Origin of the sequence: Nocardioides sp. NPDC057772, from assembly GCF_042798075.1 — a bacterium.
In the GTDB taxonomy this organism is placed as follows: Bacteria; Actinomycetota; Actinomycetes; order Propionibacteriales; family Nocardioidaceae; genus Nocardioides.
In genome coordinates this window covers 1-15,456 of record NZ_JBHVKN010000025.1, presented here as the reverse complement: position 1 = coordinate 15,456, position 15,456 = coordinate 1, and the positions used below count along the sequence as shown (strand labels likewise).

Here is a 15,456-nt window from a genome sequence, read left to right as displayed (position 1 = left end):
GAGCCACCTGTTGTCCTTGTCGAGCTACTGACCCTCCCGAGGCTCGGCATGGTGGTTCACGCCTTGCCGGTGTGGGAGGCCCTGGATTTCATACCCGAGATCCGGGTGACCCCGTCGCCACCCGAATTGAACCGCCGGCCCGAGAACAGCGGTGCGTCGTCTGCCTTCAGGCAGGTGCAGGGACCCTGCACCCAGGACGAACGAATCGAAGGTTAACCCACCCGGATCCCGATTCCGCATCGAACCATGAGGAATCGTCGAAGTCACACGCGACCGCAGACATCCGGCGGCCGGTGCGAGCGTGAGCAATAGCCCCGCATGGACTATCCGGCCGTGATTCTCCGGACGCGAGGTGCCGGCTGGCACTTCGGACAGAAGTAGGAGGAGCGGTTCATGAAGGCGATGCGGCGCATCGGGGTCCCACACCGGTCGCAGGGCTCGCCCTCACGTCCGTACGCAGCCAGCGACCGCTCGAAGTAGCCCGACTCGCCGTTCACGTTAACGTAGAGCGCGTCGAAGGAGGTGCCGCCCTGGGCGAGGGCCTCGGTCATCACGTCGCGTACGTGGCCGAGCAGCTCGCGCACCTTGGGGGCGGTCAGGCGCTCTCCCGGCCGCTCGCCGTGAAGCTTCGCGCGCCACAGCGCCTCGTCGGCGTAGATGTTGCCGACGCCGCTGATCACCGTCTGGTTGAGCAGGATGCGCTTGATGCCGCTGGCCGATCGCCGGACCCGCCGGACGACCGCCTCGGCGTCGAACGCGGCCTCGAGCGGGTCGGGGGCGATGTGGGCGATCTCGGGCGGGAGCTCGGCTCCACCGGGACTGATCGAGAGGCCGCCGAACATGCGCTGGTCGACGAAGCGGAGCTCGCGTCCCTCGGCGGCGCCGTCGAGCCGGATGCGGACGCGCAGGTGCCTCTCGTCGGGCGAGGCCGGAGGCTGGACGAGCATCTGGCCGCTCATGCCCAGATGGGCCATCAGGGCGTCGCCAGAATCGAGCGGCAGCCACAGGTACTTGCCGCGACGGCGGGCGCCGGTGAGGACGCGGCCCTTCAGCTCGTCGGCGAAGGCCGAGGCGCCGGCGAGGTGGCGGCGTACGGGCCTGGGGTGCAGGACCTCGACGGAGACGATCCTCGCGCCGAGTACGTGGCGCTCGAGGCCGGCGCGTACGACCTCGACCTCGGGGAGCTCAGGCATCTAGGCAGACGAGGAGGAGGTGGAGGTGGAGGCCTGGATCTCGCCGTAGGCGGTCTCCGCGGCGGCCTGCTCGGCCTCCTTCTTGGAGCGGCCGACGCCGTTGCCGTAGAGCTGATCGCCGACCCGGACCTTCGCGGTGAAGGTCTTCATGTGGTCGGGGCCCTCGTCGGTGATGACGTATTCGGGCACGCCGAGAGCCCGCTCGGCGGCGAGCTCCTGCAAGGAGGTCTTCCAGTCGAGACCGGCTCCGAGGTCGGAGGCCTTCTCGATGAGCGGGTCGAAGAGTCGGTGGACGAGGACGGTGGAGACCTCGATGCCACCGGAGAGGTGGACCGCTCCGATCACCGCCTCGACGGTGTCGGAGACGATCGACGCCTTCTCGCGCCCACCCGTGGCCTCCTCGCCGCGGCCCAGCTTGATGTGCTGGCCGAGGCCGATGGCCTGACCCACCTCGGCCAGGGCGCGGGCGTTCACAACCGCCGCCCGCAGCTTGGCCAACTTGCCCTCGGGCAGGTCGGGGTGGGTGCGATAGAGGGTCTCGGTGACCACGACGCCGAGCACCGAGTCGCCCAGGAACTCCAGGCGCTCGTTGGTGGGTAGGCCACCGTTCTCGTAGGCGTAGGACCGGTGAGTCAGCGAACGCTCAAGCAGCTCGGGGTCCAGAATCGGATCCCCGAGCGCTTTGCGTAGCTCGGCGTAGTTGGTCAGGAGACTAACCGCGTGTCAGATCAGAGGACCTGGCGACGCTCGGCGCGAGCGCCGTACTGGCCGCACTCGCCACACGCACGGTGCGGGATGTGCTTGGCACCGCAGGCGGGGTTCGCGCACGTCACCAGGGTCGGCGCAACGGCCTTCCAGGCCGAGCGGCGGTGGCGGGTGTTGCTGCGCGACATCTTCCGCTTCGGAACAGCCACTGTTATCTCCTCATAATTCGACCGGCCGGATCTCGACCGGCTACTGAAGCCTGTTGTGCTGGGTGATCTTAGTTGCTGGAGTCGTCTTTCAACGAAGCCAGCCCCGCCCAGCGCGGGTCGATCTGCTCACCGTGGTTGTGCCCGGGCTCGTCCGCGAGCCGCGCCCCGCACTCGGGGCACAGTCCGGGACAGTCGTCCTGGCACATCGGCTGGAACGGCAGCGCGAGCACCACCGCATCCCTGAGCACCGGCTCGAGGTCGATCAGGTCGCCCTCGGTCCGGCTGGTCTCGTCGTCCTCGCCCTCCGGGCCGGTGTCCTGGCCGTCACGAGAGTCGTCGTAGACGTACAACTCCTGGATGTCGACCTCGACGTCGTCGTCGATCGGCTCCAGGCACCGCACGCACTCGCCCTCGAGGCCGGCGAACGCCGTCCCCGTGACCAGCACACCCTCCATGACCGCCTCGAGCCGCAGGTCGAGCTCGACCGGCGATCCCTCGGGGACGGAGAGGACTTCGATACCAAGATCTGCCGGTGCCGGCACCGTCAGCTCGACGTGACGCTCGGACCCCGGGCGGCGGCCGAGCTCGCGAGTATCGAGCACGAGCGGCGCTCTCGGGTCCAGGCTGGTCACGTTTCACTTCCGGATGAGGGCACGACAGATCGAAGAGATCTTAACGGGACCGGGCGACGGCGACCAAAAGGACGGTCGTCACGCCGGCCACGCAGGCGACCCCCGCGACACCCGCCGCGACCCAGGCCGCGGTCTGGAACACAGGGGCCGTGGCCAGGTCGCCGCCGGAGGGGTTCGGCGGGGCGATGTGGGCCGCGAAGACCGCGTACGTCGCCGCCGCCCAGACGCCGACCGCCGGCCCTGTCATCCGCGGCGTGGCGGTGAGTCCGAGCGCGGTCAGCAGGCTGGTCACGATCGTGAGCGGGAGGAGATAGCGCCAGTACGCTCCCCCGCCCCCGGCCGCGTAGTTGAGCTGGATCGCGACGATCACGACGGTGAGTGCGAGCAGCAGCAGCGCCGTCGCGACCCGGACGGGCTCCCCCCGTTCCCTGGAGAAGGCGCGGAACCCGACGACCGCCCCGAGCACAAGCGGGACGATCATGAGGACGACGCCGACGACCACGCGCTCCTGGAGTGCCGGCGGGATCAGGAGCTGGTGCCAGATGTCGGGATCGGTGGCGACGTCGAGCACCGAGCGCACCTCCCGTTCGTGCAGCGGGCCGCCGGCCTTGCCGACGAGGTCGGTCTGCATGCCGGACCAGTTGCCGGTGGCCTGGAAGTTGCGGACGTAGAACCATGCGTTGGCGGCCACCGCGAGGAGCACGGCCAGGCCCAGCCGGAAGACACCCGCCCAGTCGCGGCGCGGGCCGGTGAACAGCCACACCAGGCCCAGCGTCGTCGCGCACAGCGCGATGAAGACGACGCCGGGGAGCCGGGTGCCGAGCGCGGCTGCGGCGTACAGACCGAAGAGCGCCACCCCGCGGGTCCGCGGGCCGTGACGGAGCAGCCAGACGGTCTGACCGACCAGGAGCGTGGCCCACAGGACGAACAGGTTGTCGTTGAAGACGACCCCGCCGAGCCTGGTCAGCGCCGGGCTGAGCGCGGTGACCAGGCCGGCCGCGACCGCCACCTCGGGGCGGCTCGGCACGATCTGGCGGGTCGTCCACATCACCGCGGCCACGACCAGGCAGGTGATCACGAGGACGATGCCGCGCGCGGCCATCCCGGCGGCGAGCAGGTGACCGGCGTCGGTGAGGGGTCCGACCACGGGGGCCAGCAGCAGGTAGAAGAGCGGCGGGTGCTGGCCGGTCCAGTCGAAGGGCAGCGTGTAGCCCCAGACCTGCGGCATCCGCATCGGGTCGCCGATCGCGATCAAGGTGCCGTGCCAGAGCTGGTAGGCGTGGTCGACGTGGGCCACCTCGTCCTTGGTGCCGTAGAGCGGCGAGGAGAGGGCGTAGCCGGCGCAGACGGCGGCACAGGTGACGAGGTTGGCGATCAGTCCGGCGGTCCAGAGCTGCCGTGCGGTGGGCACAAGGATCTCCCGAGCGTTTCGTTGGCGGCTTGCGAAGAGGACGTCCCCGGCTCACCGGCTCGGCGAGTGAGGAACGCCGCTACCAGCGCTACCACGACATCGGCCAGGACGGCGATCCCGCGAGCCAGCAGGGCGACCAGCAGCGCCAGCCCCGGCGAGAGCACGCCGGAGAGGGCGACCACCAGGACCGCCTCGCGCAGCCCGGCGCCGGCCGGGAGCCCGATCGCGGCCATCCCCAGGCTGAACCCGAGCGCGTAACCGCCGACGCTGGCCAGCAACGAGGGCAGCGGGTCACCCCCGAGGCCGATGACGACCACCCAGATCTGGAGACCGAGCAGAAGCCACACCACGCCCTGCAGCGCCAGCGCCTTGCCGATCCCCCGCCAGGTCGGCAGCACCTCGAGCGGCCCACGCCGCAGCAGCCGCAGCCCGGTGTCGACCACCTTCGCGAAGACCGGCGGGTGCAGTGCCACCAGGATCAGCGGCAGGAGCAGCACCGCCCACCAGTAGCGCGCGAACGTCTCCCGCCCGAGGAACGGCATCAGCAGCACCGACACCATCACGCCGGCGCCGACGGCGATCGCGAGCACGAGGACGCCCTGGGTCAGGGACGTACGCCGCGGCACCCGCTCCGCGCGGGCGAGCTCCATCTGCCCCACGATCGTCCAGACGGAGCCGGGCAGGTACTTCCCCAGCTGGCTGACGTAGAAGATCCTGGCGGCGGGCACCAGCGGCAGCGGCGAGCCGAGATCGGCCAGCACCACCCGCCACATCAGCAGCGCGACGCCCTGGGCGAGCACGGTCAGCGCGAAGGCGACGCCGAGAACCCACAGCGGCAGCTCCTCGAAGCCCCGCACGAGTGCGTCCCAGTTGCGGTGGACGGCGTACGCCGCCACCACGACGACGATCGCGACGACCACCGCCTTGAGCGGCACCACCTTCGTCCAGTCTCGGCCCACAGGTCCTCCCCGGCAGCACTTTTCGGGAGCCGACATCTCAGATGCGGGGTGTGCTGCTCGATCTTTCCTTGACCTCGACCCTAACGTTGAAGTGATGCACATCGTCGCCTTCGGCACCTACGACGTGACCTCCCATCCGCGGGTCGCGGTACTCATCGAGGGCCTACGCGCCTGTGGCGCCGAGGTCACCGAGGTCAACCGGCCGCTGGGTCTGGACACCGCGGCGCGGGTGGCGATCCTGCGACAACCGTGGCGGCTGCCGCTGCTGGTGCTGCGTCTGCTGATCTGCTGGAGCGGACTGGTCGCGGAGTCGCTGCGACGCCGCCGGCGTGGGCGTCCGGACGCCGTCCTGGTCGGCTATCTGGGCCACTTCGACGTGCACCTGGCCCGCCTCCTCCATCCCCGTTCGACCATCCTGCTCGACCACATGGTCTCGGCGGCGGGCGTCGCCACCAACCGCCGGCTGGCCGGCTCCGGCGGCCTCAAGCTGCGCCTGATGAAGGTGATCGACGCGATGGCGCTGACGCAGGCCGACGTGGTCATCGTGGACACGGTCGAGCAGCAACAGACCCTGCCCGAGGACGTACGTCTGCACTCGGTCGTGTGCCCGGTGGGCGCCACGAAGGAGTGGTTCGACGCGGGCGCCAAGGCGCTCGAGCGGCCGACCGAGGCGCCGTTGCAGGCGGTCTTCGTCGGCCTCTTCTCCCCGACCCACGGCACCCCGGTGATCGCCGACGCCCTCGACATCCTCGCCGACGACGAGCGGATCGAGGTGACGATGGTGGGCCAGGGTCAGCAGTACGAGGAGGCCCGGCGCCTCGCGGCCGCCAACCCGCGGGTCTCCTGGGTCGACTGGGTCGACGCCGAGGACCTGCCCGACTTCGTCGCCGGCTTCGACGTCAGCCTCGGCATCTTCGGCACCGTCCCGCAGGCGCGACGGGTGGTGCCCAACAAGGCCTTCCAGGGGGCGGCTGCCGGGGCGGTCGTCGTCACCTCCGACACCGAGCCCCAGCGGCGGATGCTGGAGCGCGCGGCCATGCTCGTCTCCCCCGGGAGCCCGGAGGAGCTCGCCTCGGCCCTGACCAAGCTCGCCGACGACCCCGACGAGGCCCAGCGGCTGCGCGAGGCGGCCTACGAGCAGGCCCGGGAGCACTACACCCCGCGGGCCGTCGCCTCTCCTCTTCTCGAATGTCTCACCTGACACCACGGCCCAGGAAACAGATGCCGATCACCGCCACCGACCGCCCGCTGCCCCCGCTCGCGCCTCGCGCCTGGCTGCGCTACGACGTCGTCAGCCGCATCATCGACCGGCTCGCCCCGACCACGGCGCTGGAGATCGGCTGCGGTCAGGGCGCCTTCGGTGCCCGCCTGGCCACGCGCGCCGACTACCTCGGCGTCGAGCCCGACGCGGACTCGTTCGCGGTGGCGTACGAGCGGATCACCGCGGTCGGCGGCACCGTGCTCAACGCGATGTCGTCGGAGCTGGAGACCGGGGTGACGTACGACCTGGTCTGTGCCTTCGAGGTGCTCGAGCACATCGAGGACGACAAGGGGGCACTGGCCGAGTGGGTCACCCACATCCGCCCGGGCGGCCAGATGGTGCTCTCGGTGCCGGCATTCCAGGAGCGGTTCGGCCCCATGGACCGGCACGCCGGGCACTTCCGACGCTACAGCCCCGCAGAGCTCACCGCCCGGCTGGAGGAGGCCGGTCTGGGCGAGATCGACATCACCGTCTACGGCTGGCCGCTCGGCTACGCCCTGGAGGCGGTCCGCAACCGGATCGACGCCCGGAAGCTGGAGAAGGTGGGCGACCTCACACCCGAGGAGCTGACCCGGGCGACCGGGCGCACGTTCCAGCCCAGCGGTCAGCTCAGGGGTGCCGCGATCGCCCTCGCGACCAGCCCGTTCATGGCCCTGCAGCGGCTGCGACCCGACACCGGCACCGGGCTGGTCGCCGTCGCGACCAAGCTCGACTGATCCGCCCGCCGCGGAAGACTTGACCGAACCACCGCGTGCGCTACCGGCGCTCGGTTCCGACTACTCATAGGTTTTCGGCTTGTGCCCTCCCCTGCTGTGACTGGATCCGATCGGTGGCGCTCGGGCGTCGTGCTGGCGCTTCTCGTCCTCTTCGTCGCGGTGACCTTCGGCCCCGCGCTCCTGGGTCACGGGATGCTGCTGGACACCGGATGGCTGCACGCGATGATGCCGTACGCCGCCGACGGCCCGATCCCGCAAGGGACGCTGTGGTGTCGTGGCGACACCTGGGACTACTACCTGCCCGGGGTCGAGAACATCGTCGAGGGCGTACGTCACGGCAACTGGCAGACCTGGGCGCCCTACGAGGTGGGTGGCGCGCCGCTGGCTTCGCTGCCGAACCACGCGGTGCTGAGCCCGGTCTCGTGGTCCTACTGGGTGATGCCGATGTGGCTGGCCCCGGCGTGGGTGAAGCTGACCGAGCTGGTCCTGGTGCTGGTCGGCATGGTGCTCTTCCTCGGCCGTCTCGGGGTGCGGCGCAGCATCGCCCTGGTCGCGGGCCTGGTCTTCTTCACCTCCGGGTTCATGATGATGTGGACCAACTGGCCGCACACCAAGGTCGCCTGCCTGGTCCCGCTGCTGCTGTGGGCGCTGGACCGCGCGGTCCACGAGCGCGGCGCGCGCGACGTCGCCGCGGTCGGCCTCGTCGTCGCCTCGATGCTCCTCGGCGGCTTCCCGGCGGTGACGATGTTCGCCCTGACCGTGGGCGCGGTCTACGTCGTCGTCCGGGCGCTCGCGCTCCGCGACGTCCGGCGCACGCTGGTCGCCGGCGGCATCGCCGCCGGTGGGGTCGGGCTCGGGGTGGGGCTCTCCGCCGTCCAGGTGCTGCCGTTCGCGCTCAACGTGGGTGCGATGGGGATCGACGAGCGGGTCCCCAACCAGGTCAAGCCCGCCAGTCTCGTGCTCACCACCGTCGCCCCCGACGTCTACGGCACCTGTGTGGACGGGCTCTGGGCGGGCGAGGACAACCCGATCGAGTCGATCGCGTTCGTCGGCGTCGCCGCGATGGTGCTGCTCCTGTGCGCCCTGGTCGTCAGGCTGCCCGGCGGTCGGCGCCCGTCGACGCCGGTGCTGCTCGCGGTCGTCCTGGCCGCGATCGTCTGGCTGCTGTGGATCGGCGGGCTGCCTCTCGAGCTGCTCCAGAAGCTGCCCGGCTACAGCTCCAACAGCTTCGGGCGGGCCAACTCGGTCTTCGGGTTCCTGTGCGCGGTCCTGGCCGGGATCGGGTTGGAGCGGCTGGTGCAACGGGCCGAGGAGGCGGGCCCGTCGCGCCGGGAGAGCCGGTCCTGGCGTCCGCGCCTGGTGGTGTCTCTGGTCGTGCTGCTGGCGCTCGTGGGCGTGGCTGCGTACTTCCTGTGGGCGGCGTACACCTACATCGACGGCGCCGAGCGGCCGATCCCCGACCTGGCCACGAAGCTGCGGGTGCCGGGGCTGCTGCTGGTGGTCTCGCTCCTCGCCGTGGCGGCGACGCTGCTGCTGCGGGGCCGGCTGCGGCTGCTGGGCCCGCTCGTGCTCGTACTGGCCGTGCTCGCGCAGAGCACGATGTTCGCGCGCGAGGTGCTGCCGCTGACCGACCGCGACGAGTTCTACCCGGTCACTCCGGCCCACGCGTTCATGAAGAAGCACCTCGGCGACGAGCGCTACGGCGCCTCCGGCTGGGAGCACTCCGGCGTCGCGGACCACTACCGGCTGCGTACGCCGACGGGGCATGAGTTCACCTCGCCGGAGTGGAAGTCGCTGATCGCCGCGGTCAGCCCGGACGCGCAGCTGTCGACGACCTACAGCGACTTCCCCTCCAACGTGCCCACGCCGGGGCGCCAGCCGGTGCTCGACCAGCTCGCGGTGCGCTACTGGGTGACCCAGCCCGTGGAGGTCATCGGCGCCGCCGAGCCCACGCCGGTGTCGCCCGCGCGGCGCCAGGCGCTGACCGTGATGCCCGGCCAGCAGGTGACCTGCCAGCTCCCGAAGGGTGACCTGCGCGGGATCGAGGTCACCGTGCCCGAGGGCCTCAAGCCGCGGGCGCAGCAGCCGACCGTGGTCCGGGTGAGCGTCGGCACCGGCACCGAGAAGGTCACCTCCGAACGGGCCATCGCCGTGAACCGGCCGCTCAAGCGCGGCGAGAGGCTGCGCGTCGCGGTGCCCGACCACCGCTTCCCCTCCGGCCCGGTGCCGGTCACCATCACCTTCTCCGGGAAGCGGAAGCCCGTCCACCTGGCCGGCCGCACCGACGGCTCGGCGGTCTGCGCCGCGGTCCGGCCCGAGAAGGGCGACGGCCTGCGGGTCGTGCACGCCTCGGCGGGCGCGGTCGTCTACGAGCGCGCGAGCGCGCTCCCCCGGATCCGCTGGGCCGGCACCAGCGAGGTCGTCGCCGACGGCGCGACGCGGGTGCAGCGGCTGACCGAGGGCGTCGCGCCCGGCACGGTCCTGCTCGACGACGACTCGACACCCGCCGCGTCCGGCTCGACCGCCCGAGTCGACGTACGCCGCGACGAGCCCGAGACGATCTCGGCGAAGGTCACCGCCGACGGGGCCGGCTACCTGGTCGTCGCCGACTCGATCGCCCGCCCGGGCTGGACCGCCACCGTCGACGGCCGCCCCGCGGACCTGGTCGCCGGCAACCACGCCTTCGCCGCCGTGCCCGTCCCCGACGGAACCCACACGGTCACGCTGGCCTACGAGGCTCCGGGGCTGCGTACGGGTGCGGTGGTCTCGCTCCTCGGAGCGCTGGTGACGCTGGGTCTGCTGGTCGTGCCCAGGCTGGTCGAGCGGCGCCGCAGCAGACGCCGTATGACCCCGTCCTGAACGCCAGGTTTCCTTAGCACATACGCCGGATGACACCCGCGAGGGGGCGTGGGGCCGCGGAATCCACGCGGTAATGTGGCGGGTCAGAAGCTGCTCGCTCATCCCCGAATGCTGTGTTCGGTCCCACTACTTGCCCTGAGGTCCCTGTGAAGCTTGTCGTACAAGTCCCCTGCCTCAACGAGGAGGAGACGCTCCCGTCCGTGCTGGAGTCGATCCCGAAGCAGATCCCCGGAATCGACGAGATCGTCATCCTGATCGTCGACGACGGGTGCACCGACCGGACGGTCGAGGTGGCCAAGGAGCACGGGGTTCGCGAGTTCGTGCACCACTCCCGCAACCAGGGTCTGGGCCGCTCGTTCCACGACGGCGTGGTCCGCGCGCTCGAGCTGGGCGCCGACATCGTGGTCAACACCGACGGCGACAACCAGTACCCGCAGGAACGCATCGCCGACCTGGTCCAGCCGATCATCAACGGCCAGGCCGACATCGTCATCGGCGACCGCCAGGTCGACCAGATCGAGCACTTCTCCGGGCTGAAGAAGAAGCTGCAGAAGATCGGCTCCAAGGTGGTCAACATGGCCGCCGAGACCGACCTGCCCGACGCGGCGAGCGGCTTCCGCGCCTACTCGCGCGAGTCGCTGATGCTGCTCAACACCGTGACCCGCTTCTCCTACTGCATGGAGACGATCATCCAGGCGGGCAACAAGCGGATGAAGATCGCCTCGGTCCCGATCGTGACCAACGCCAAGACCCGTGAGTCGCGGCTGTTCAAGTCGATGCCCGAGCACATCATGAAGTCCGGCGCGGCGATCGTGCGCAGCTACATGATGTACAAGCCGTACGCCATCTTCGTCTGGCTCACCGCCTTCTTCTTCGTCCTCGGCGCGATCCCGTTCGTCCGCTACCTGGTGCTGTGGCTCAGCGGCGACAACGGCAACCACATCCAGTCGCTGCTGCTCGGCGGCGTGCTGATCAACCTCGCCTTCATGTCCGCGATGCTCGGCGTGATCTCCGACCTGATCCGCACCAACCGGGTGCTCATCGAGGACGACCTGGAGCACACCAAGAAGGCCCGCTTCGGCAAGTCCGGCACCGAGATGCTCCGCGACCAGACCTCGGTCGCCGAATTCGACCTGCCGCACACCAAGGCGCGCGCGACCGCCCAGTCCGGCGAGACGTGGACGACCAGCCTGTGACAGCGACCGACTCCGACCCGGTCTCCGCGACGGAGGCCGGGTCGTCGGCTACGCCCGGCCCCGCGAAGCCCAGTCTCGAGAAGCGGCTGCTCAAGATCGGCCTGGCCCTCGTGGTCGTGCTCGGCGGCGCCTACCTCGTCTGGCGCCAGCGCGCCGACCTGGCCACCGCCGTCCAGGAGCTGAGCGTCGGCCGCTTCGCGATCGCCGGGGTCCTGGCCGTCGTCGGCACCATGCTGATCGGCCAGATCTGGGTCGCCCTCCTGCACGGCATGGGGATCCGGCCGTCCCTGCGCGACTCCCACTCCGTCTTCTACGTCTCCCAGCTGGGCAAGTACCTGCCCGGATCGGTGTGGCCGGTCGTGGCGCAGATGCAGTTCGGGCTGCGCTGGGGCGTCGCCCGCCGGACGATGCTCGGCGCCAACATCCTGTTCATGGGCATCGTCGTCGCCAGCGGCATCGGTGTCGGCGCGCTCCTGCTCCCCTGGTCCTCCTCCGAGGGCCTCGGCCGCTACTGGTGGCTGCTGCTCCTGCTCGTGCCGCTGGCCGTGTGCCTGCACCCGCGGGTCGTCCCGGGCATGCTCGACTGGCTGTTCGCCCGGCTCGGCCGGGAACCCCTCGGCGTACGCCTCACCGCGCGGGGGCTCTTCTCCGCGATCGGCTGGGCGGTGCTCGCCTGGGTGGCCTTCGGCCTCCACCTGGCGGTGATGATGCAGTCCTACGCCTCGGTGGGGCTGCTCGAGGTCGCGGCCGCGACCGGCGGGATGGCCCTGGCCTGGGCCGCCGGGATCGCGTTCATCCCCGCGCCCGCCGGCGCCGGGATCCGCGAGGCGCTGCTCGCCCTCACCCTCGGGCCGATCGTCGGAGTGCCCGAGGCGCTCACCGTCGCGCTCGCCTCGCGCGTCCTCCTGCTCATCGCCGACGTGGTGCTGGCTGGCCTCGGAGCGGTGGCGGGGCGGCGTACGTCCTGACCGAAGGCTCCGACCGGGCCGCGAGGCACACCCCGACCACGCCGCACACCAGTCCCGCCGCGAGCACGAGCCCGGCGCCACGCGAGTCGGAGTTCGGAAGTCGGCCCGCGTAGGTCGCCGAGTCGGTGAACCACCTGAAGATCAAGAACGCATAGAAGCCCAGCGCCAGACTGGTCGCGGCCGCCATCAGACGGGCCCGCGACTCCCGCACGCCGACCGGGATCGTGTCGACGATCGCCATGATGCCGACGGCGAGCACCGTGGCCAGCAGCGGCATGAGCGGCATCAGGTAGCGGTCGTTCGGGTTCCCGCCCCCAGCGACGAAGCCGACCAGGTTCGCCAGGATCACCGCCGCGTGGGCCGTGAGCAGCAGCCACCCGGCCCCTGAGGTGGGCTGGTCCGGCGCTCCGGTGAGCCCCCGGCGGACGATCAGCACGAGAAGGCCGATCACCGCGACGACGGCGAGCACGTCCGCCGCCACGGCGTATCCCTCGGCCAGCAGCGGCGCCCACAGCCGCTCGTACCAGTCCAGCCAGAGCGAACCGTCCGTCAGCACCTGCCACCGGGTCCCGTTCGGCTCCCGGTCGAACTTCTCCAACAGGGCGTCGGTGGCGGTCGCGTCGCCGTAGAGCACGATGTTGCGTACGTAGAACCAGCCGGTGGCGATCGCCGGAACGCCGGTCGCGACAGCCGAGGCGGCCAGCGCGCGGACCACGCCACGACGGGAGCGGTCCGCCAGGAGGAGAGCCACCGCGATGGCCGCCCCGCACAGGATGACGGTCAGCACCCCTGGCGCCTTCGCTCCTGCGGCGGCGGCACCGGCCAGCGCGACGAGTGCCAGGCGCCTCGGCGACAGGCCGTGGTTCAGGATCCGGATCGTCGCCAGCAGGGTCAGCGACGATGCGGCGACCGCTACCCCGTCATTGGCGATGTGCCCACCCGCCGTCACCAGCACGGCGCAGGATGCGCTGATCCCGGTGGCCAGGAACGCCGTCGCCGCGCGCCGCGTGATCTCGAAGCCGATCAGGCCCACCAGCAGGACGCACAGCGCGGAGCCGACGGCGTTGATCATCCGCATCCCGACGATCATCACCTGGGGCGCCTCGAGCGCTCCGGCCGCGGCCACGAACGGCAGCGACATCAGGTAGTAGAGCGGCGGGTGGTTGGCGGTCCAGATGTGGCGATGCGGCTCGTCCACCATGGTCTCCAGGCCCTCCACGACCTGGGGATAGCGGCGGGCGTCCGTCGTCACCGGTGTGTCGATCGTCGGCAGCCGTCCCGAAGCCAGCTCCACCGCATAGCCGGCGTTCGGCCCCTCGTCCCGGGTCTGATACTGCAGCGACCGGGTCAGCGCGACGTAGCTGCTCAGGCTCAGCGCGAAGAACGCGACCAGAACCATCGCCGCGAGCAGCCGCTTCGGGAGACGTACGACGGCGCCGTCCTCGGGCGTGGAGCGGGGCATTCGCTACTTTCGGGTGGGCTTGGGCTCGGGTTGCGAGCCTATGACGACTGTGCGCGCCTTCGCTGCTTGGCTCGGCGTGTTCAACGGCAAACACCCGCCACACACGCAGCAACCTCAGCGAGTCGGAATGAGCTCCCCACCCCGAACACTCAGATCACGCCGCTCCACACTCCCCCGAGACTTGTGCGTCCAGATCGTCACAGTCGTCGCCTGCTTCTCGATCCTCACGATCGAGCAGGGGACGTAGTTGGCGTGGATGGCATCGGTGAGCCAGGGCTGCGGAGTGTGCAGCGGCATGGTCTCGATGATGACCGGGATCGAGCCGTCCTCGAGCTGAGGCACCAGCACGTCCTCGTACTGCGCGAAGTCGTAGTGGAACAGGTAGTACGGCGTCGGGTTGGTGATGCCGAGGGTGTCGTAGAGCTCGAGGTAGTTGGGCATCACCAGTGCCTCGCGGCTTCCGCCGCTGCAGCGCTCGACCTCCGGGCCGGCCCAGCGGGTGATCGCGTCGGTCACCTGGAACGACTTGGCGTCGCGGCGCATGTCGTTCAGGTGGTCGACGGAGGCGAGGGCGGGTACGCAGCCGAGCACCACCAGTGCGCCGGCAGAGACAGCCGCAGTCGCGCCTCGAAGGAACGTCGATCCGAGCACTGCACCGGCGACCGCCAAGGCCACGAGGAGCACGGCACCGGCCATGCTCTGCAGTCCGAAGCCGAGCCAGAGGGTGGCACCGGCCCAGAGCGCCCCGACCAGGGCGAGCATCCATGCGACAGGGCGTCTGGACAGGCTGGAGGTACGGGGGCCGGACTCCCACAGCTCGGCGACGGCGAGGACGACAGCGAGCAGGACGAGAGCGGAGACGGTGGTGGTGTGGGGGTTGTCGACGCGCCGGATCGGGACGACGACGAGGACCAGCCCGGCCAGCGCGATCAGCCGGGTGGAGTCGGAGATCCGCTGCCACACCAGCGGCACGAACGGCAGCAGCAGCGCGAACGGGTAGAGCGCGAGGATGAAGAACCGCCCGGACTCGGTCGGCAGGTCGAAGAAGTTCCACACGGCGTACTGCGAGCCCTCGTGGGTCTCGGTCTGGCCGAGGATCACCTGGCGGTTGAAGTCGGCAAAGGAGAGCCCCCACAGCACCTTGTACGCCGTCGCCTGAAGGACCAGCCCGAGCAGGAAGCCGCCGGCCAGCTGGAGGCAGTTGACGATCCGGGTGCGCCACGAGACCTCCCGGCGCGCGAAGAGCTCGAAGAGCCCCGAGGCGCCGGTGAGGAGCACGGCCAGCTCGACGTACTGCCAGAAGACCAGCGCCGGGAGCAGCACGCGCGCGGCGGCGGCCAGGCGAGGGCGCGACCCGAGCCACCCGGTCGGCAGCAGGACGAAGACCCACAGCAGGCAGATCGTGTACTTGATGTGCAGCGGCGTGGCCAGCAGGAGCACCCCGAGCGCGACCGCGATCATCACGGCCGGGTGCAGCCGCAACCGCAGCCCGATGGCGGCGGCGAGGACCGCGCCGAGTCCGGCACCCAGCAGGCGGCCCCAGAGGAAGTACCAGATCGTCGGGGAGCCCGAGGCCACCGCGTAGAGGACTGCGGAGACCCAGAAGGAGCCCGCGTTCCAGCCGTGCTCGAAGTCGACCAGCGGGATCGCGCCGTGGGCGGTCATCTTCGCCAGGTGATACTGCGCGCCGAAGTCCTGGGTCAGGAACGTGCCGTTCTGGGCGCCGACCGAGTAGGCCGACCAGAGCAGCGCCAGCACGCACACACCGGCGAACGTCGCCCACCTGACGGTCCCGACCGGCTCCGTGTGATCAGCTCTCAGGTCCTCAGGTGACGCCATGACGGCGACCCTATGAGAGCGGGCGCCCGGCGTGGATGATCCACGC

General features: G+C 70.6%; 14 protein-coding genes. 6 read left to right on the top strand and 8 right to left on the bottom strand.

Annotation, left to right across the window (positions count from 1 at the left end):
- Positions 1-216: hypothetical protein (locus ACFVJS_RS07100; protein ID WP_378878222.1), on the top strand; the 216-nt coding region annotated here is incomplete at its 5' end.
- 107 nt (positions 217-323) lie between these two features.
- On the opposite strand, the gene mutM is transcribed toward ACFVJS_RS07100, so the two are convergent.
- The 6 genes from mutM to ACFVJS_RS07070 form a co-directional block, all read right to left on the bottom strand.
- Positions 324-1,193 (bottom strand): bifunctional DNA-formamidopyrimidine glycosylase/DNA-(apurinic or apyrimidinic site) lyase, encoded by an 870-nt coding sequence (gene mutM, locus ACFVJS_RS07095; RefSeq protein ID WP_378878221.1) that lies wholly within the window; start codon positions 1,191-1,193, stop codon positions 324-326.
- On the bottom strand, positions 1,194-1,844 hold the full coding sequence (rnc, locus tag ACFVJS_RS07090) for a ribonuclease III (protein WP_378878239.1): 651 nt from the start codon (positions 1,842-1,844) through the stop codon (positions 1,194-1,196). It abuts the gene before it with no gap.
- 77 nt (positions 1,845-1,921) lie between these two features.
- Positions 1,922-2,107, bottom strand: a complete 186-nt coding sequence (gene rpmF, locus ACFVJS_RS07085) for a 50S ribosomal protein L32 (RefSeq protein ID WP_008358292.1) — start codon at positions 2,105-2,107, stop codon at positions 1,922-1,924.
- 68 nt (positions 2,108-2,175) lie between these two features.
- The gene (locus ACFVJS_RS07080) at positions 2,176-2,739 is read right to left on the bottom strand and encodes a YceD family protein (RefSeq protein WP_378878220.1); all 564 of its coding nucleotides are present in this window, start codon (positions 2,737-2,739) and stop codon (positions 2,176-2,178) included.
- Between the two features lie 40 nt (positions 2,740-2,779).
- Entirely contained in the window at positions 2,780-4,150 is a 1,371-nt protein-coding gene (locus tag ACFVJS_RS07075; protein WP_378878219.1) for a hypothetical protein, read from the bottom strand.
- Complete coding sequence (locus ACFVJS_RS07070) at positions 4,114-5,109, bottom strand: lysylphosphatidylglycerol synthase domain-containing protein (RefSeq protein WP_378878218.1); 996 nt, start codon at positions 5,107-5,109, stop codon at positions 4,114-4,116. The genes ACFVJS_RS07075 and ACFVJS_RS07070 overlap by 37 nt, the downstream gene beginning before the upstream one ends.
- Positions 5,110-5,203: 94 nt before the next feature.
- Between ACFVJS_RS07070 and ACFVJS_RS07065 the strand changes: the two genes are divergently transcribed.
- From ACFVJS_RS07065 to ACFVJS_RS07045, 5 genes are all read left to right on the top strand, one after another.
- Positions 5,204-6,310: a glycosyltransferase gene (locus ACFVJS_RS07065; protein ID WP_378878217.1), complete on the top strand. Its 1,107-nt coding sequence runs from the start codon at positions 5,204-5,206 to the stop codon at positions 6,308-6,310.
- Positions 6,311-6,330: 20 nt separating this feature from the next.
- Positions 6,331-7,086, top strand: coding sequence for a class I SAM-dependent methyltransferase (locus tag ACFVJS_RS07060; RefSeq protein ID WP_378878216.1), 756 nt, complete (start codon positions 6,331-6,333; stop codon positions 7,084-7,086).
- Between the two features lie 96 nt (positions 7,087-7,182).
- The gene (locus ACFVJS_RS07055; protein ID WP_378878215.1) at positions 7,183-9,945 is read left to right on the top strand and encodes a YfhO family protein; all 2,763 of its coding nucleotides are present in this window, start codon (positions 7,183-7,185) and stop codon (positions 9,943-9,945) included.
- Positions 9,946-10,091: 146 nt separating this feature from the next.
- Positions 10,092-11,141, top strand: coding sequence for a glycosyltransferase family 2 protein (locus tag ACFVJS_RS07050; RefSeq protein WP_378878214.1), 1,050 nt, complete (start codon positions 10,092-10,094; stop codon positions 11,139-11,141).
- Positions 11,138-12,109: a hypothetical protein gene (locus ACFVJS_RS07045; protein ID WP_378878213.1), complete on the top strand. Its 972-nt coding sequence runs from the start codon at positions 11,138-11,140 to the stop codon at positions 12,107-12,109. The genes ACFVJS_RS07050 and ACFVJS_RS07045 overlap by 4 nt, the downstream gene beginning before the upstream one ends.
- Here the strand turns inward: ACFVJS_RS07045 and ACFVJS_RS07040 are convergent.
- Positions 12,051-13,571, bottom strand: coding sequence for a phospholipid carrier-dependent glycosyltransferase (locus ACFVJS_RS07040; protein WP_378878212.1), 1,521 nt, complete (start codon positions 13,569-13,571; stop codon positions 12,051-12,053). The two genes, ACFVJS_RS07045 and ACFVJS_RS07040, sit on opposite strands and share 59 nt — an antisense overlap.
- A gap of 114 nt (positions 13,572-13,685) precedes the next feature.
- Positions 13,686-15,410 carry a hypothetical protein gene (locus ACFVJS_RS07035; protein ID WP_378878211.1) on the bottom strand — a complete coding sequence of 575 codons (1,725 nt, stop codon included), beginning with the start codon at positions 15,408-15,410 and terminating at the stop codon, positions 13,686-13,688.
- Between the last annotated feature and the right edge of the window lie 46 nt (positions 15,411-15,456).

What these genes read in the sequence shown, in the direction of transcription:
- mutM (WP_378878221.1), bottom strand. Translation starts at nt 1,193, where the DNA reads ATGCCTGAGCTCCCCGAGGTCGAGGTCGTACGCGCCGGCCTCGAGCGC.
- ACFVJS_RS07065 (WP_378878217.1), top strand. Translation starts at nt 5,204, where the DNA reads ATGCACATCGTCGCCTTCGGCACCTACGACGTGACCTCCCATCCGCGG.
- ACFVJS_RS07035 (WP_378878211.1), bottom strand. Translation starts at nt 15,410, where the DNA reads ATGGCGTCACCTGAGGACCTGAGAGCTGATCACACGGAGCCGGTCGGG.
- ACFVJS_RS07060 (WP_378878216.1), top strand. Translation starts at nt 6,331, where the DNA reads ATGCCGATCACCGCCACCGACCGCCCGCTGCCCCCGCTCGCGCCTCGC.
- ACFVJS_RS07040 (WP_378878212.1), bottom strand. Translation starts at nt 13,571, where the DNA reads ATGCCCCGCTCCACGCCCGAGGACGGCGCCGTCGTACGTCTCCCGAAG.